Below are 17,938 nucleotides of genomic sequence, written 5' to 3' on the forward strand. Positions count from 1 at the left end.
GCGCGCGCTGACCCAGTCGATCACGTCCTTCACCGTCTGCAGCCCGAGCCGCGCGCACAGTTCCATCTCCTTGCGCCACACCGCTGCGGTCATGCGCACATCCGCATCGGCCTGGTGGCGGCCGACCACCGGGATGCCGAGCCACTCGCATGCCTCCTCGAGCTTAAGCGGCCTCGCCGCCCGCGCGAGCACTTGGGCGACGACCGCCGTGTCCATGGCGAGCGGCCGCAGGCGAAGGCGCCACAGCGCGTCGGTCGCGCGCTGCAGAAAGCCGAGATCGTGCCGAATGTGGTGTGCAATCCACACGCGGCCGGCCCCAAGCTCCAGCGCTCGACGAAGCGCGGACTCGAGCGGCTCGCCGGCCCGCACCGCCTCCGGCGACAGCCCGGTCAGCTCCCAGATGTGCAACGGCACGTCCGCGACGTCGTCGTGGCGCACGACGGCGTAGAAGCTCTCGTCAGGTTCGTTTCTCCACCCGGAAAACGTGGCGCACGCCACCGACAGGATCTTGTCCCGAGCGGGAGAGAACCCGGACGTCTCGAGATCCAGCACGAAGTACGGCGCCTCGCCGAGGGGCCGCTCCCAGACGGGCACAGGCTCGTCGCTCGCCGGCACCTCTCTCCGGAGGGAAAAAAACCACCTCATCTCGATCCCCTCGGTTTCGGAAATCGACGGCACACCAGGCGCTCCAGGGCTTGCGCCGTGCGAAGGTGCTCCTCGAGCGCTTCCTGCCAGGCGCGGGACAGGCTCGAGCGCGGGACGAGATCGACGGCGTCCCGCTGGCCTTTGAGCCAGCATTCCGCGTGACGGCGCGCTCTAAGCCTCCATCCGAACCAGAGCGCGCGGACAATCGCGTCCGCCTGCAAGCCTTCGAGGGCGCCGATGCGGCCGAGCGATGTGGCGCGATCCACCGAGGCGAGCGCGTCCACACCGTGGTGCAGGCTGAGCAGGCGAAGCGCGTGGATCATCGGCGCGAGGAACCGGTCCTTCACGTGGAAGACGGCCCCTTCGCCGCTCGCCTGCCAGCGCACGCCGCGCACAGCGCCCCATCCGACCGTCCCGCGAATGCCGAGATGCGCCATCTGCCACTTCATGAACCCCGATTGGGCGATCACGCCGCGCACCTGCGCCGCCACCAGCGCCCACTGCGGCGCGTCGTCGAGGGGCGCCGCATCGACAGTCATGTACAAATAGCGGACATTCGCCCAGTCCGGGAACTCGGCGTACGCCTGGACGCGCGCCCTCCACGCGTCTTCAGGGCCAAACCAGCGCGGGTTGCCGCCCATCACGTTGCCCATGCAAGGAGAGAAGCCCATGGGGCCCATCCAGCGCACAAACCGCTCGACGTCCGGGGCCGCGTCGTCGAGCCGGAGGTCGGTTGACGTGAGGAGCGCGAAGTCGAGATCGCTCTGCGGCAGATCCTCGCCCCGGGCGAGGGATCCCAGGGCAATGAGGCGCGCCCGGCGCCTGACGTCCGGCGAGACCGCTTCCGCCCAGCCCGCGAGCACGAACGCCCGGCGCTGCACCTGATAGGCTTCCAACCAGCGCTGAAACGCCGCGGTGTCGTCCGGCGGATGGTCATCCTGGAGCACAGACTCGCACCACGCGCGCTGCAGCTCTTCGCCGCGCTCGCGAATGTCGCGCGCGTCCGTCACGCACAAAGGCACGTTCACGGCCATCCCTCCGCCCTGGTGTCTCCTGCCCATGTGAGGATTGCTAGATTTTTGAGATTTCGCGCATTATGATGAACCCAGAAGATCATCCGGGTGGTGGATTTTCATGACAAGTGTTGCATCGCTCCTCCGCCAGGTCGAGGCCGAGCGCATCGACGTCGTCCATCTGCAGTTCACCGACTTGATAGGCACCGTGAAGACGGTCGCCATCCCTGCGGGCCGACTTCCGGACGTCCTCGAACGCGGCGTGGGCTTCGACGGATCGTCCATCGAGGGCTTTGCGCGGGCCGAGGAGTCGGATATGCGCCTCGTGCCCGATCTCGCGACGGCCTGCCTGTGGCCCTCCGGACCTGGCGCGCGCGCCCTGCGCCTCATCTGCGACGTCGTGCTGCCGGACGGCCTGCCGTTTGCCGGCGATCCCCGTCGGATCCTGGCCCGCGCGGCGGACCGCGCCGCGACGTCCGGCGTGCCCCCGATGGCGATATCGGCCGAACTGGAGTTCTTTCTCCTCCCGCAGGGCGAGCGCGTGGAAGGCGCCCATCGCGGCGATCCCGCCCGCTATTTCGACGCGCCGTCCTCCGACCTCGCGGCGCAATCGCTCATGTCCATGGCTGAGGAGCTCATGGGCGCCGGCGTGCCCGTGACGCAGATCCACCACGAAGCGGCGCCGCACCAATACGAGATCGATCTCGCCGCGCGATCGCTCATGGCCGCAGTGGACGCCCTCGTCACCGCCAAACTCGTCATCCGCCGGGAGGCCGCGCGGTTCGGATTCACGGCGTCCTTCATGCCGAAGCCATTCACCGGCCATCCGGGCTCCGGCCTGCACCTCACCTTCGCCCCCGCCTGCGCCACCGACGCGCCGCCATGGGCTTCGTTTGCCGCGGGCATCCTGGCGCACGCGCCCGGGCTCACTGCCATCGCCAATCCGACGGTGAACAGCTACAAGCGCCTTGGCGGAAGTGAAGCGCCCGGCTTCGTCGCCTGGTCCGACCGCCACCCGGACCCCTACTTGCGCGCCGTCGGCGACGCGTGGGAATGGCGAGCCCCTGACGCGTCCGCGAATCCGTACCTCGCCATCGCCTGCGCACTCGCCGCGGGAGCGGACGGAATGGAACAGGCCCTGCCTCTGCCCGCGCGGTTGGACGATCGGCCGGAGAGGTGGTCCGAGGAACAGCGGTTCTTGCGGCACATCGACGCGCTGCCCGAAACCCTGCGGGACGCCCTCGATGCGCTCGAACAAGACGACTGCCTCCAGGCGGCACTCGGCGATCACGCCATGCGCCACTTCCTGGAGGCCAAGCGGCTGGAATGGGAGGCCTACGCGACGACCGTCCACGTTTGGGAATGGGAGCAGTACCTCACGCTTTAATTCTGCGTTCCGTGCTCCAGCGGCGACTCCTTGATGAGCGGCGTCACGTTGGCGCCGAAATACTTCGGCAACTCCGACGCCGTGAGCGTCTCCGGATACGCGGACTCGGCGTGCAGGGCGAGATCGAGCCCCATGATCTCCTCTTCCTTCGTCACGCGCAACCCCATAACCTTGTCGACGATCCAGAGCAGGATGAGGCTGCCGACGCCCGAGAACACCCACGTGCTCGCGACGCCGATGAGCTGGAGCAGGACCTGGTGTGGATTGCCATGGATCAGCCCGTTGGCCCCCGACGGGTTGACGGCGGTGGAGGCGAACAGGCCGGTGGCGATGGCGCCCCAGGTGCCCCCGATGCCGTGACCGCCGAACGCGTCGAGCGCGTCGTCGTAGCCGAGCTTCGCCTTCATGAAGGTGGACGCGAAGTAGCAGAATGCGCCGCCGAGAAGGCCGAGGACGATGGAATAGCCCGGCGAGACGAAGCCTGCCGCGGGCGTGATGGCCACCAAGCCAGCCACGGCGCCGGCGCAAGCGCCAACCAGGGTCACGTGCCCCGTGCGAAGCTTCTCGACAATCATCCACCCCACCGCGGCAGCCGCCGTGGCCGTGTTGGTCGCCAAGAACGCCTCGGCCGACAGGAAGTTGGCCGCGACCGCGCTGCCCGCGTTGAATCCGAACCAACCGAACCACAAAAGCGCTGTGCCGAGGAGGACAAACGGCACGTTGTGCGCCTTGATCTCGCCCGTGCCGTGTTCCGCGCGGCGCCCGAGATACAGCGCCGCCATGAGACCGGCCACGCCGGAGGAGATGTGCACCACGGTGCCCCCCGCGAAGTCGAGGACGCCCAGATTGTGGAGCCAACCGCCCGCGCCCCACACCCAGTGCGCCAGCGGGTCATAGATGAACGTTGCCCACAGGACAATGAAGACCACGAACGAAGCGAAGCGGACGCGCTCCGCCAGCCCTCCCACAATCAGTGCAGGTGTGATGATGGCAAACATCATTTGAAAGATGGCGTAGAGCACGTTGGGAATGGTCGGCGCGTAGTCAGAATCCGGCGCCGCACCCACGCCGTGCATCATGAACCAACTCAGGTTGCCGATGATGTGGTGGAAGTCGGGCCCAAAGGCCAGGCTGTACCCGACGATGACCCATTGCAGGGAGACCACCAGGATGACCGCCACCACTTGCAGCATGGTCGTGATCACGTTTTTCGTCCGGACCAGGCCCCCGTAGAAGAAGGCGAGCCCCGGCGTCATGAGCAGCACAAGGGCCGAGGAAGCGAGAATCCAGGCCTCATCTCCCGAATTGAGCGGTGATGTCGTCGTCGCCGCAAAGCACGTCGCGGGAACGAGAGCGGCGCCGAGCCCCGCCATGGCGGAGGCGAGCCACTTCCACCGTGTTCTGAGCATCTTCTCCCCCACTCCTTTGCGTGAATTTTTTTATAACGATACACGCGCGCAACAGAGGCGTCAACGAAAAATGTAAGATAATCTAACGTATTAAAGGATAACATCTTGACAACGAGTTTCAGGATAGCGTTTTCAGAAATTAGAGTCATATTTCTTTACATATGACCGCGCGAGCCGTCCCGCGGCGTGGCACTTCCGGACCCTGCCTCCCCGGCGGCCGACGTGCTATACTCCAGGGAAGCGAAAGCCTACGGGAGGTCCGTATGAGAGCCGTCATTTTCGATTTCGACGGAACCATCGTCGACACCGAGCGGGCGTGGTACGAGGCGTACGCCGGATTGTATCGGCAACACGGTCGTGAACTTCCGTTTCATCTCTACGCGAAAACAGTCGGCACAAGCGCCGACGCGTTCGATCCCGTCCGCCACCTGTGCGACGCGGACGCTTCCATCCGGCGGGAGGAGGCCGAGCGCGCGGTGGAGCAAGAACACCGGCGGCTGCTCGATGATGAGCCTCTCCGGCCTGGCGTGCGGGCTTCGCTGCAGGAGCTCCGGCGCCTTGGCGTGTCCATCGGCCTGGCCACGAGTTCTCGGCGGGCGTACGTCGAACCGTTTCTGGAGAAGTACGGAATTCAAGCCTTCTTCGACGCCATCGCCACCGCCGACGACGTGATCCGGGTGAAGCCGGACCCCGAGTTGTACCAACTGGCCTGCCGGCGCCTCGGCGTGGCGCCTTCGGAGGCGCTCGCCGTCGAAGACTCGCCTCACGGCGCGCAGGCCGCCATCGCCGCAGGGCTTCCGGTGCTATGCGTGCCAAACGCCATCACCAAGCACCTGTCGTTTCCGGACGGCTGTCTCTTTCGAAGCAGTTTGGAAGGGGTGGATTGGCCTTCGTTGCTCGAGGCCCTATCGGAGCGCGAAGAAGAGCAGGAATGAGGCAGGGAGAGCGAAAGGTGTGGCGCTCTCCCTTTGGGGTCCGTCATCAGGTAGCCAAATGGCATGCCACGGCGTGGTTGGGGCCGATAAGTCGCCGTTCCGGCTTGGTCGTCCGGCACCGATCGACGGCCATCGGACACCTGGGGTGGAAGGGGCACCCCTTGGGAGGATCGAACGGCGACGGAATCTCGCCCTGAATGGGCGTGAGCACTTGGCGCTCCTCCAAACTTCGCGGCATCTTCAGAATGGACTGGATGAGCACCTGGGTGTACGGGTGCGTCGGGCGCGAGAACAGTTCCTCCGCGGGCGCCTGTTCCACCACTTCGCCGAGATACAACACCGCCACGACGTCGCTCAGGTACTCCACCACAGCGAGGTTGTGGGAAATGAAGATGTACGTCAGGTCGTAATCCTGCTGCAGCTCGCGGAGGAGCTGAATGACCTGGACTTGAATCGAGACATCCAGCGCGGAGATGGGCTCGTCGCAGATGACGAGTTTCGGGCGAAGCGACAACGCGCGCGCGATGCCCACGCGCTGAAGCTGGCCGCCCGAAAGCTCGTGTGGATACGCCCACTTCACCTCGCGAGGAAGCCCCACGCGCTCGAGCAGCTCATCGACCCGTTTTTGCCGCTCCTCCTTGGTCCCTATCCTGTGAATGATCATCGCGTCCTCGATGGCCATGCCGATGGTCATACGCGGGCTCATGCTGGCCATGGGGTCCTGGAAGATGATCTGCATCTCCTGCCGGAGCGGCCGCATCTGTTTCTGGGTAAAACGAGTGATGTCCTTCCCTTGGTACACGATCCGGCCCTCGGTCGCCTCGAGCAACTTCAGCACCAGTCGGCCCAGCGTTGACTTCCCGGAGCCACTTTCGCCCACGAGGCCAAACGTCTGCCCGCGCTGAAGTTGAAACGACACCTTTTCGACCGCGTGGAGATCGCGGCCCTGTACGCGAAACCGCTTCGACACCTCGTGCACTTCGAGCAGCACCTCAGATGACATCCGCCAGCACCTCCTCCGCCCGATGGCACGCCACCCAATGCCCCGGCCCTATCTCGCGAAGCTGCGGCAGCTCGTTCCGGCACCGCTCCGTGGCGAGCGGACAGCGCGGCGCAAACGAGCAACTCCGCGGCATCTCCGTCACCGTGGGCGCCATGCCAGGGATGGGCTTCAGCGGTTTCGCGCGGTGGCCAATCTCGATGATGGAGTGCTTCAACCCGACCGTGTACGGATGCGCCGACTCGCGGATGAACGCCCCCGTGTCCGCGACCTCCATGATCTGCCCCGCGTACAAGACGATGATCCGGTCGCAGAAATTCGTCGCGACGCCGAAATCGTGCGTGATGATGGCGACCGCCATGTTCCGCTTGCGCCGCTGCTCCTCAAGCAACGCGAGGATCTGCATCTGGACCGTCACGTCGAGCGCCGTCGTCGGCTCGTCCGCAATGAGCAACTGCGGCTCACAGGCCAGGGCAATGGCCATCATGATGCGCTGGCGCATGCCACCCGAAAACTCGTGCGGATAATTTCGAAAGCGCGCCCTGGGCTCGGGAATGCCCATCTCGTGCAAAAGTTGCAACGTGCGCTCAAACGCCTCGCGATGGCTGCAGAAGTGGTGTGCGAGCATGGCCTCCATAATCTGATCCCCAATCCGCATGACCGGATTGAGGCTCGTCATCGGATCCTGAAACACCACGCCGATCTCGCGCCCGCGGATGTCCTCCAGCTGTCGCTCCGACAGCTTCAGGAGGTCCGTCCCTTGAAACAGTGCCCGGCCCGAGCGAATGCGCCCGTTCTCGCGAATCAGGCCGATGGCCGACATCAGCGTCACCGACTTGCCGGATCCGCTTTCGCCGACAATGCCGAGCGTCTCCCCCTCTGCAATGGAGAAGCTCACTCCGTTGACGGCGTAGACCGTGTCTTCGCCGCGATCGAACTCAACACGCAGATCTTCGATGGACAGAAGCGGCTGTGACACCATCACACGCCTCCTTTCGGGTTAAACGCTTCCTGCAGGCCGTCGGCCACGAAGAGGAACGACAGCAGGGTGATGGCGAACACGCCGGCTGGAAAATAGAGGAGCCAAGGGAAGCCCAAGATGTTCGCGCCCGCCTGCGCCAACATGTTGCCAAACGACGGCATGGGCGGATTGAGGCCCATCCCCACAATGCTGAGACCTGCCTGCGCCGTGAGATCGTACGGAATGCCGAAGGCGAGCGAGACCACCATGCTCCCCATCACGTTCGGGAACATGTACTTGCGCGCGATGTGCCACTGCGACGCCCCGAGCGCCCGGGCGGCTTCCACCATCTCGCCGTTTCGCATCGCGAGCACGAGCGAGCGGATGAGTCGCGCATACCCCGCCCACCCCGGTACGCCGATGGCGAGAATCATCGGGAAGATCCCCTTGCCGAGAAGCACCATCAGGATCAGGGCGAAGAAAAACGACGGAAGCGCAAACATGAAGTCGACAGCGCGCATGACGATGATGTCGATGAGGCCGCCCGCAAGTCCGGCCCACAGCCCTAGGATGACGCCAATCAAGAAGCTGACGCACGTGGCGCCGAGCGCAATCTCCAGCGCGTACCGAATGCTGTACAGGATTTGGCTGAAGACGTCGTATCCGACCGTATCCGTGCCGAACCAATGCTGCCAGGAAGGACCCGAGTGCATATGGAGAAAGTCCGCATATGTGTAGCTGTACGGCGCGATCCACGGCCCGATGATGCCGATGATGAAAAAGATGATGACCCAAATGAGCCCGGCCACGGCGAACCAATTTTTCCGATATCGCTGCCAGGCGCGATACATCGGTGAGTTGCGCCTCGCGCGCCGCGCCGGCGCCTGGGGCTGGGATACCGCAATGGCCACAATCATCCCTCCCGTCCGTCTACTGCAATCGATGACTCACTGGAGTTTCACTCGTGGATCCATCCACGAATAGATGAGGTCGACCACGAGGTTGGTCAGCATGATGGTCGCGCCCAGGATGAACACCGCCGTGATGGCCATGGGGAAATCAAAGTTCGTGAAGGCCGTCGAGATGACCTTGCCCAGGCCGGGGATGGCGAAGATGTTCTCCACCCAAACGGTGCCGACGACCGTGAACGCGAATTGGGGCCCGATCACAGTGATGAGCGCAGTGAGCGAATTTCGCACGCCATGCCGAATCACGAGCGCCCAGTACTTGACGCCCTTCGCTTTCGCAGTCCGGATGAAATCCTGCCTCATGGTTTCAATCAGGCTGCCCCGCATGTAGCGTGCAACCACGCCGATATTCCCTGCGGCCAGCGACAAGATGGGCAAGACCGCATCCGCGGGCGTCCCCCACCCCGTGACGGGCAAGACGTTCTGCCACACCACGCCGAAGATCAGCACAAACAGGACCGCGAGCACGAAGGAGGGGATGGCCTGGCCGAACATCGAGAGGGTCGTCACGAGATAATCGACCCACGAATTCCGCTTGAGCGCCGCGATGACCCCCATGGGAATGCCGATCACGACCGATACCACGACAGAGCCGAAGGCCAGGAAGACGCTGATGGGCAGCGCGTCCTTGAGCTGGGACACGATGCTCAGCGTCGGGTTCTGCATCGAGTTGCCGAAGTTGAACGTGAACGTGTGCCATTCGTAGAGCAGCACCTGTTTCCACAGGGGCAGGTTGAGGCCGTACCGGCTCTGGAATTGCTCCATGAGCTTCTGGTACGCAGCCGGATCCTGCGCGGCGAGCGGCGCAAGCGCGGACGCGAGCTGCGTCGTGTTCATGAAGCCTCCTGGCGAGTAATACATCATGACGTACGAGATGGCGATGACAGCCGCCAGCGTGATGATGATGGCCACGAAGCGCTTGGCGAGGAATTTGACGTAAAACATCGCGGGCCTCCCTTCAGCGCACCCGCGGGCGGCGACCCGCGGGTGCGCTGCGCTGCCGTCACTTGGTCGAAAGATACTGGAACTGATAGAAATTGCCCCAGGCCCACGGGTTGGGCTGCGCCCCAGTCACCCACGGCTTCTCCAGGTAGAACGTCTCGTTGTAGTAGAGCGGGATGACCCAGGCCTGCTGCTCAAGCGACGTGACGAGCTTGCCGGCCCACACCGCCGCCTGAGCTGACGTCATGCTGTTTTGCTCGTAGGCCTGCCACATCCGCCACTCGCGCTCCTGTTCGGACTCGTTCGTATCCCACCACGCCTGCACGTCCAGCGCGCCCGTGTTCGTGCCGCCGAGCGTCGTGGTTGCGGACTCTGGCGCGACGAACTCCCACGCAAGGACAAACGCCGCATGCTTGGCGGACGCCGTCTTGGCGTTCTTCCACTGCTGCACGATCTGATTCCACTGCTGCTGTAAGGACGGCGTACCCGGCGGGTTCAGAATGGCCTGCCACTTCGCCGGCTGCTCCTTGGTCCACTTGGTGATGATGGCGATATCCTTCTGCACCTCGTTCTGCAGTGGGATCCAGTCGTTCCAGCTCACGCCGGTTTTCGGATCCTGCGGGTTGCCGTACTTGGCGACGGAGGCCGGATCGTACGGCGTGTTGTACCACGGGAGCACGTGCTGCACCTGTTGCGGCGTCCAACCGTAGTCGCCCGGGAAGTAGATGCCTTGGCTCGCCTGGATGTCCATATTGGCCGGCTCGAACCAGTTCACGGCGCCGGCCGCCACGACGAATCCGGGCTGAATGCCCTTGAGCGGCCCCTCCCAGACGAGCGCGCTGTAGTTCGTCTGATTTTCCTGCACAATCTTGGTCTGGATACCCAGGTTCTGCTGCAACTCCTGGGAGATGGCCTCGGCGACCGGCACGCCCTGTTGGTTCACGTCCGGCACCGGGGCGTACAGGTACAGGACGGGCAGCCCTTTGCCGTTCGGGTAACCAGCTTCGGCCAGGAGCTTCTTGGCCTGGGCCACGTTCTCAGGCAGCCCCTTTTCGTATTTGGCGGCCGGCCAGCCCGGCGTCGAGAACGTGTTGGTCACGCCGCCCATCCCGCCCAACACATCCTGCACGATGGGCTGGCGCTCGATGGCCATGGCGATGGCCTGTCGCACCTTGGTGTTGTAATACGGCGACGGAACCGCGGAGTGGTCCCACTCGAGGTATTCGATGCTGTAGTCCGGCGCGACGTGGAGCTGGGTCTTCAAGTTGTGCGTCTTGACGTATTGCAGATCCGACGGCGATCCGACGAGCGCGACGTCCAACTTGCCCGCCATGTAGTCCTCCACCGCGACGGTGGTACCCGGCACCAGGTTGATGACCTTCGCGTTCCCGTGGTTCACCTCGCCCGGATGGCCGACGTATTTCGGATTGGGCACCAACGTGATGGTCCCGTTTGGCGTAAACGATTTCACGACGTACGGCCCGTCGCCCACGAAGTACTGCGGTAGGTACCAGTTCGTCGGATGCGCGTTGACCACCTTGGGGTCGAGCGGCATCGACGCGGACACCGCGAGCTCGCCCAGGATATAATGCGGCGTCGTGGTCGTGATCTGCAGTTCGTAGTTGTTGATGACCTTGATGCCCACCTTGCTCGCCGGCACCGCACCCGAATGGTACTGGTAGGCGTTCTTCACGTTGTTGAGCACGCTCGCCCACAGCTGCGCCTGCGAGTTGGCCGGATTGAGCTGTCTCATCCACGCGTAGTAGAAATCTTGAGCCGTCACCGGATCCCCGTTCGACCAGCGCGCGTCGTGGCGCAGGTAGATGGTCCAAGTGAGTCCGTCCTTAGAAAGAGAATAACCCGAAGCAATCTTCGGCACAATCTGATTTTGTTGATTGTATCCGTAGAGCCCCTCCAAGATGGTGCCTTGGTCCACCAAGATCTGCGCCGCCCACTGCGACGGATCGAGCGAGGAGATGCCCGGCGGCGAAGGATACGTGATGGTCACGGTTCCATTGCCGGCGCCCGCCGCTCGCACGGGAACTGCCGAAGCCGCGCCGCTGTTCGAAGCTGTGTTGTGGCTCTGCGTCGACGTTGCGCATCCCACTAAGCCCCCGCTCGCCACGAGCACGGCGATGGGCACATGCCATTTCCTCAGTTTGCGCTTGGCCACGTTGCTCACTCCTTCTCCCTGTGTCTTGCGTTCGAGATTGGAGAACGCTTTCAAAGACCCCCATCCTGACGACTTCCATGCATGCACCGCCCAGGCCTGGACGCGTACACCCCCCTGATCCCATACCCCTCGGCGGAATCAAGGTGCACAAATCGATTTGTCCTTAGACAAAACGATTTGGCTGATGTCTCAAACATAAGATTGAGACATGCCAAAATCAATAGTCTTATTGAGCGATCCTTGTCTTTTTAAGCGTGTGCCTGTCAAGGCTATCGCCCTTTCCCGCGCGCCTCATGCAGACCCGCCATCACAAATACGGCAGGCGAATTCCAGTAGATGGCGACCTCGTTGGTCGAGTAACTGGCTTCGTGATCGAGGTACGCCTCCATCGCAGGTTTTCCCGCGAGCTGTGCGCGCGCCACCTCGTCCTGCAGGTTGCGGTTTGGCCCGCCGACGACCATGCCCGGGACGGGATCCACCACGTCGTCCGCGACCGATGGGCGGTGATGCGGATGGACCACCCGGTGTTGGCCGAAGCCCGTGACGAAGCACGTACCAAGCGGATTCGCGCCGAACAGGTAGTCCGCCGCTCGTTGGGCCACGGTGTGAGCCGCAGGATGGCTGACACCGGCGCCCTCCGCGAGCAGAAACGCCATCGCGCGGTTCAAGAGCACCATGTGGCTGCCCCAGATCCAGTCGTCATCTCGCATGGGGATGCCCAATGGATGAGACTCGGCCATCGCGGCGAGGACGTCGAGTTCTCGAACGAGGCGCGCTTTCACCTTGTCGCGCACGTGACTCGACGCGGCGTCGCTCGGAGCGCGCAAGTATTCGATCACGCCGTAGAGCGCGACGTCCGCCCACCCCAGGTCCCACGGGAGATCGAGAAGGAGAAGCGGTTCACACCGGCGCGCCCAGGCCGGATCGCCCGTCATCCGGAACATGGCAGCCGACGCCCATAGCCATTCATCGCGGAGTTCGGCGTCGCCGTATTCGCCCGTGAGGATGCCATTGGGGTTGCGAAACGGCCGCATGTCGTGCTCGCCGAGCCACGCGTGCGCACGGCGAGCGGCGTCGGCGCAAGCCGACGACAGAGCCGGATCGAACGAGCGATACACGAGAGCGGCGTGGGCCATGACTGCGCAAAACGCGGCCGTAGCCGCGTAGGAGATAGGGCTCAGGACAAGAGGCGCGCGGTCGTCCTCGGGGCGGGTGTCGAGCGGGGGAAAGGAAGCCGTGGTGACTTTGTGATACACGCCGCCCGTTGCGGGATCCTGCATGGTGAGAAGCCAGACAACCTCCTCGCGCGCCACCTCGAGCACCGGCGGCAGGTGAGGCTCTCGATGCGCGGCGCGCATGGGGCGGATGCGCGCGAGCGCCGGGGCGAAGTACTCGTGGGCCAGAAGCAAGTCGGCCACGGCCTTGGCCGCGGGGACGACGTACTTGCCGTAGTCGCCGGCGTCATGCCAACCGCCCTGGCAACGGACGGCGATGTCCGTCCCGTACACCTTGGCGTCGCTCGCGTGGCAGACCCCGTGTGCCCACGGACCAGCCTCGCCCTCGGGCAGCGCGGCGCCGCACAGCTGATAGTCGAAAAAGCGAACCAGCGCTTCGAGTACATCGCGGTACGCACGGCGATGGATCACGACGGGCACCTCGCTGGCCCCGACCCTCAAGGCGTAGGTTCCTGGGACGCGGAGCGCGGAAAAATCCCCGGCGTGCCAGTTTCCGCCGACGGGCTTGGTCATGCCCGCGAACACGGCCTGCCCATCCTGGGTGCGCAGCGCGAACGGCTGCGGCTCGCGGGCCTGGACCCAGAAGCGTTTCTCACCGCCGGTCAGATACCCGATCTGATTGTAGAAAATCGATTTGGAGACGCGAGCTGGCACGTCGAATCCCCTCCCACCGGCTTTGCAGGAGAGAAGATTCGACGGCTGCGCGAAAATCCCTGCCTTCGGCGCCTCAGCCGATGGCCACCATCCGCTCGATGGCCACCCGCGCGCGCTCCGCCACGTCGGCCGGCACCGAGATCACCGTCTCCATGCGAGCGAGGGCATCCCGCACCTTTTCGAGCGTGATCATCTTCATGAACGGACAGATGGCCGCGCGGTTCGCGGGGATGAACGTCTTGCCAGGGTTCTGGCGCTCCATCTGGTGTAGGATGCCGACTTCCGTCGCCACGATGAACGCGCGCTTGTCGGATTCGCGCGCCCGCTTCAGCATGCCGCTCGTCGACAGGACATGGGTCCGATCCGCCGGCAGTTGCCCTTCGGCCAGCAGGTACATATTCGAGGTGGAGCAACCGCACTCGGGGTGAATCAACAGTTCCGCGTCGGGGTGGGCCGAGAGCGTCGCCTCGATGTCGTGGGGCCGGATCCCAGCGTGCACGTGACACTCGCCCATCCAGATGTGCAGATTGTCTCGCCCGGTCACCCGCTTCACATACGAGCCGAGAAACATGTCGGGCAGAAACAGGATCTCCCGATCTTCAGGGATGCTTTGCACCACCTGCACGGCGTTCGAGGACGTGCAGCAGTAGTCGCTCTCCGCCTTCACGTCGGCGGTTGTGTTCACATAGGCGACCACCACCGCACCCGGATGCTCCGCTTTCCACGCCCGGAGTTCATCCGCCGTGATGGAGTCCGCCAGCGAGCAGCCCGCGTTGGGATCCGGCAAGAGCACCGTCTTGTCCGGGTTCAGGATGGCAGCCGTCTCGGCCATGAAGTGGACGCCGCAGAGCACAATGACGTCGGCGTCGGCCCGCATGGCGGCGCGCGCAAGCGCGAGCGAGTCCCCGAGCACGTCCGCGATGTCCTGAATTTCGGGCAGCTCGTAGTTGTGCGCGAGGATCAGGGCGTTGCGCTTTCTCTTCCACTCGAGAATCTCGTCAACCAAGGTCTGGCGTTCTACCTTCGTCTCCAGCACACGCATTCCCCTCTCAAGTCGTGATGGCGACAGACGTGAAAGCCGAATGCGCCTTGCCGATCCGGCTCGGTCGGGCGTAGGCCGGATCAGGCACTGGCGCATCCCGGCGAACGTGGCTTCCTCGGCTTTCCCGTCTCCACAGCGCCGAGCGCGCGATGAGCGAGGCCGCCATCACCGCCCCGGAGCCTGGATATCGGCGCGCCATGCCTTGAAGCTCCTCAAGCGCCGCGCGAAGCCCCGGCGCATCGCGCACGATCCCGACGAACGACCACATCAGGGGCGCGAGTTCAGGGAGAATCGCCTCGTCCTGCTCGGGGCGAAGCAGCCACTCAGGGTCTTCCACGGTGTGCGTGCGCGCGCACGGCTCCTGCCGCACCGCTTCGCCGAACCTCCGCCCCATGACCACGCACTCGAGCAGCGAATTGCTCGCCAGCCGGTTGGCCCCGTGCACGCCCGTGCACGCCGTTTCGCCAAGGGCGAAGAGCCCCGGCACCGAGGTGCGCCCGGCGAGATCGGCCTCGATGCCGCCCATGAGAAAGTGCGCGCCAGGCGTCACGGGAATGGGCTGAGACGCAAGGTCGAGACCTGCGCGGCGAAGACGAGCCGCGATGGACGGGAAGCGCGCCGCGACGTCTGGCACCTTCGTCGCGTCGAGAAACACCTGATGGCCATCCGCCTCCGCCCGCGCGATGGCGAGGGCGATCACGTCGCGCGTGCGCAGGTTGTCCGCCGGATCGGCAAACAGCGGCGCGCCTCGCTCGGTGACGAGCACCGCGCCCGCGCCGCGAAGCGCCTCGGACACGAGCATCGCGTCGTCGTCCCGCCCCAGCCACAGCGTCGGATGAAACTGGACGAATTCGAGATTGGCGAGCGTGGCGCCCGCGTGATAGGCGAGCGCGACACCTGCGCCCACCGCGCTCGGCGGATTGGACGTGCGGCCGAACAGGGCACCCACGCCGCCCGTGGCGAGGCCCACGGCGCGCCGAGCCCCGACGAGTCGGTGACGCGCCCCGTCCCAGGTCCAGGCGCCGACGGCCCGCCCGCTGGCGTCCTGCGCGATGCCGACGCAGTGCTCCTGCCGGAACTCGATCCGCGGATGGCGCAGCGCCGCCTGCCAGAGCGCTTCGGTGATGAACCGCCCGGTGGCGTCCCCGCCCGCGTGAACGATACGCGCACGCGTGTGCCCGCCTTCCCGCCCGAGTGCGAGCCGCCCGGACGGGTCGCGATCGAACGGAACGCCGAGCTGCGCGAGCCACTCGACGACCGACGGCGCCGCCACCGCGAGCTCGCGAACGCGCTCTGCGTCGCACAGACCGGCGCCGGCGCGCAGCGTGTCTTCGGCGTGCAGATGGGGGTCATCCCCCTCCCCCACCGCGGCCGCGAGGCCCCCCTGTGCCCGCGACGAACTCGACGCCTGCGGCCCGCCGCCGGCAAGGACGCAGACGTCGTCCGTCTCTGCCGCAGCGAGCGCGGCGGTGAGCCCTGCGATCCCGGCACCAACCATCACGACACCAGCCGCCTCCATCGCGGCACCTCCTCACCCAAGGTCCATCTCAATGTCGAGCCCCACGTCTACAGCCTGGGCGCGCATGGTGATGTGGCTCATGGAAATGAAGTCGACGCCCGTCTCCGCCACCGCTCTCAGCCGGCCCGGCCGCATGTTGCCCGACGCCTCGAGCGGAACGCGGCCGCCGGTACGCCGCACCGCCTCGCGCATGGCCTCGAGATCCATGTTGTCGAGGAGGACGACGTCGGCCCCCGCCGCGATGGCCTCCTCCAGCTGATCCAGGGATTCCACTTCCACCTCGACCTTGTGGGCAACGCCAGCCCGCGCCTTTGCGCGCGAGACGGCCTCCCGGACGCCGCCCGCAATGGCGATGTGGTTGTCCTTGATGAGCACCATGTCGTCGAGGGCAAACCTGTGATTCCAGGCGCCGCCCACGCGGACCGCGTACTTCTCGAGCGCCCGCCATCCCGGCGTGGTCTTGCGCGTGTCCAGGATGCGCGCGCTCGTCCCCTCGACCTCGCGGACGGCGTCGCGCGCCGCCGTGGCGATGCCGGTCAAGCGGGACAGAAAGTTGAGCGCCGTGCGCTCCGCGCCGAGAATGGACCGCGCCGCGCCCTCCACCCGCATCACCACGCCGGAGCCGTCGAGATCGATCCCGTCCGGGCACAGGACGGTGACCTGGAGTCGCGGGTCCACCTCGTGAAACACCCAGGCGGCGACCTCTGTGCCGCACACCCTGGACGGTTCTTTGATCCACACGCTCGCGCGCGCCGTCGCATCGGCCGGGATGACGGCTTCGGTCGTGAGATCGCCCCGGCCCAGGTCTTCGGCGAGCGCGAGGCGGACGAGATCGCGCGTCACCACGTCGAGCCACATCGCCCTCACGCCTCCCTTGATGCGCCTCGCCGCGTCGCCAGGCGCACAACACTGTTTAATCAACTGTATATACAGTAGCACACACAGGATGGTGTTTCACCTGGAAGTTGCGAGGAGCTTGCGAAACGAGGGAAGGGGAAGTATACTGAGATGAGAACATATGTTCGGTTTCGCGCAGGTCGCGCTGAGGAGGGGTGCCGGGATGGAGGCTCCGACGTTTCTTCGTCTGGATGTGAAGCGGGCGCTGAACCGGGTTCGCGCCGCGAGCATGCCGTTTGCGTGGTCGCTGAATCCGTACCGAGGCTGTGGGCACGGGTGCGCCTTCTGCTATGCCCGAGGTACGCATGAATATCTCGGGTACCATGCGGACGACACGTTCCGCTCGCGCATCCACGTGAAGCAGGAGCTCCCTGCCGTCCTCGAGGCGGAGCTCAGCGCGCGGCTCGCGCGAGCCGGGGGAGATGTCGAACGGATGGCCGCTTCGCTCGGCATCGTGGCCATCGGCACGGCGACGGACCCGTATCAGTCGGCCGAGGCGCGCTTTGGCATCACGCGCCGGTGCCTCGAGGTCCTCGTCCGCTACGGCGTCCGGTTCAGCATCACGACGAGATCGCCGCTCGTGCTGCGAGATCTCGACCTGTTGAAGCGCGCCAGGCTGGAGGGCGTGCACGTGAGCCTGCACACGCTCGATGCCGAGATCTGGCGCGCCTTTGAGCCTGCCACGCCGCCGCCTGGCGTCCGGCTGCGCGCGTTGGCGCAGCTCGTGGAGGCCGGGCTCCCGGTGAGCGTCTTCGTGGCGCCGGTGCTCCCTTATCTGACAGACGACGTGGCGTCCATCGCGGCCGTCATGAAGGCCGCGCGGGCGGCAGGCGCCGCGGATGCAATGGTGTCGCCTCTGCGGTTGGCGCCCGAGGTCAAGCCGTGGTTCTTCGCTGTCCTGAGGCGCGCGTATCCGGCGATGGTGGCGCGGTACGAGCGCTTGTACGCGGGCCGCGCCTATCCACCGCGCGCGTACGCCGAGCGATTGTACGCGGTGGAGGCGCTCGCCAGGCGGGCGGCGGGGCTCGCGCCGCGGCAGGTGCCCGCGGACGCACCGGGCGACGAGCCGGCCGCACAAACCGAGGGGGCGCGCGGTGAACCGAAACCTGCCGCGCCCGAGCCTCGCTGCGTGCAGTTGACGCTGCCGCTCTAGGCGTC

The 17,938-nt window shown here is 65.4% G+C and carries 15 protein-coding genes; 3 read left to right on the forward strand and 12 right to left on the reverse strand.

Annotation, left to right across the window (positions count from 1 at the left end):
• The coding region (locus tag AS26_RS06965; protein ID WP_062307754.1) for a 3'-5' exonuclease at positions 1-645 on the reverse strand (645 nt) is incomplete at its 3' end.
• Positions 642-1,673, reverse strand: coding sequence for a putative nucleotidyltransferase substrate binding domain-containing protein (locus tag AS26_RS06970; protein ID WP_062307757.1), 1,032 nt, complete (start codon positions 1,671-1,673; stop codon positions 642-644). The genes AS26_RS06970 and AS26_RS06965, both read right to left, overlap by 4 nt.
• Positions 1,674-1,779: 106 nt before the next feature.
• On the opposite strand from AS26_RS06970, the gene AS26_RS06975 reads away from it, so the two are divergent.
• Positions 1,780-3,045, forward strand: coding sequence for a glutamine synthetase family protein (locus AS26_RS06975; RefSeq protein ID WP_062307689.1), 1,266 nt, complete (start codon positions 1,780-1,782; stop codon positions 3,043-3,045).
• Here the strand turns inward: AS26_RS06975 and AS26_RS06980 are convergent.
• Positions 3,042-4,454: an ammonium transporter gene (locus AS26_RS06980; RefSeq protein WP_062307692.1), complete on the reverse strand. Its 1,413-nt coding sequence runs from the start codon at positions 4,452-4,454 to the stop codon at positions 3,042-3,044. The two genes, AS26_RS06975 and AS26_RS06980, sit on opposite strands and share 4 nt — an antisense overlap.
• A 263-nt stretch (positions 4,455-4,717) precedes the next feature.
• On the opposite strand from AS26_RS06980, the gene AS26_RS06985 reads away from it, so the two are divergent.
• Positions 4,718-5,389: an HAD family hydrolase gene (locus tag AS26_RS06985; RefSeq protein ID WP_062307694.1), complete on the forward strand. Its 672-nt coding sequence runs from the start codon at positions 4,718-4,720 to the stop codon at positions 5,387-5,389.
• A 46-nt stretch (positions 5,390-5,435) separates the two neighbouring features.
• On the opposite strand, the gene AS26_RS06990 is transcribed toward AS26_RS06985, so the two are convergent.
• From AS26_RS06990 to nadC, 9 genes are all read right to left on the reverse strand, one after another.
• A complete protein-coding gene (locus tag AS26_RS06990) occupies positions 5,436-6,392 on the reverse strand; it encodes an ABC transporter ATP-binding protein (protein ID WP_062307696.1) in 957 nt (318 codons plus the stop codon).
• Positions 6,382-7,371, reverse strand: a complete 990-nt coding sequence (locus tag AS26_RS06995; RefSeq protein ID WP_062307698.1) for an ABC transporter ATP-binding protein — start codon at positions 7,369-7,371, stop codon at positions 6,382-6,384. The genes AS26_RS06990 and AS26_RS06995 overlap by 11 nt, the downstream gene beginning before the upstream one ends.
• The gene (locus AS26_RS07000) at positions 7,371-8,267 is read right to left on the reverse strand and encodes an ABC transporter permease (RefSeq protein ID WP_062307700.1); all 897 of its coding nucleotides are present in this window, start codon (positions 8,265-8,267) and stop codon (positions 7,371-7,373) included. The genes AS26_RS06995 and AS26_RS07000 overlap by 1 nt, the downstream gene beginning before the upstream one ends.
• A gap of 30 nt (positions 8,268-8,297) precedes the next feature.
• A complete protein-coding gene (locus tag AS26_RS07005; RefSeq protein ID WP_062307704.1) occupies positions 8,298-9,263 on the reverse strand; it encodes an ABC transporter permease in 966 nt (321 codons plus the stop codon).
• 58 nt (positions 9,264-9,321) lie between these two features.
• Entirely contained in the window at positions 9,322-11,433 is a 2,112-nt protein-coding gene (locus tag AS26_RS07010; protein ID WP_062307706.1) for a peptide ABC transporter substrate-binding protein, read from the reverse strand.
• Positions 11,434-11,702: 269 nt separating this feature from the next.
• Entirely contained in the window at positions 11,703-13,322 is a 1,620-nt protein-coding gene (locus AS26_RS07015; protein ID WP_062307708.1) for a glycoside hydrolase family 9 protein, read from the reverse strand.
• Positions 13,323-13,395: 73 nt separating this feature from the next.
• Positions 13,396-14,364 carry a quinolinate synthase NadA gene (gene nadA / locus AS26_RS07020; protein ID WP_062307710.1) on the reverse strand — a complete coding sequence of 323 codons (969 nt, stop codon included), beginning with the start codon at positions 14,362-14,364 and terminating at the stop codon, positions 13,396-13,398.
• Between the two features lie 7 nt (positions 14,365-14,371).
• A complete protein-coding gene (nadB, locus tag AS26_RS07025) occupies positions 14,372-15,883 on the reverse strand; it encodes an L-aspartate oxidase (protein WP_062307711.1) in 1,512 nt (503 codons plus the stop codon).
• 12 nt (positions 15,884-15,895) lie between these two features.
• Positions 15,896-16,741, reverse strand: coding sequence for a carboxylating nicotinate-nucleotide diphosphorylase (gene nadC / locus AS26_RS07030; RefSeq protein ID WP_062307713.1), 846 nt, complete (start codon positions 16,739-16,741; stop codon positions 15,896-15,898).
• 202 nt (positions 16,742-16,943) lie between these two features.
• On the opposite strand from nadC, the gene AS26_RS07035 reads away from it, so the two are divergent.
• On the forward strand, positions 16,944-17,933 hold the full coding sequence (locus AS26_RS07035) for an SPL family radical SAM protein (RefSeq protein WP_062307716.1): 990 nt from the start codon (positions 16,944-16,946) through the stop codon (positions 17,931-17,933).
• Positions 17,934-17,938: the final 5 nt, after the last annotated feature.

Source organism: Alicyclobacillus sendaiensis NBRC 100866 (genome assembly GCF_001552675.1).
GTDB classification, from domain to species: Bacteria; Bacillota; Bacilli; order Alicyclobacillales; family Alicyclobacillaceae; genus Alicyclobacillus; species Alicyclobacillus sendaiensis.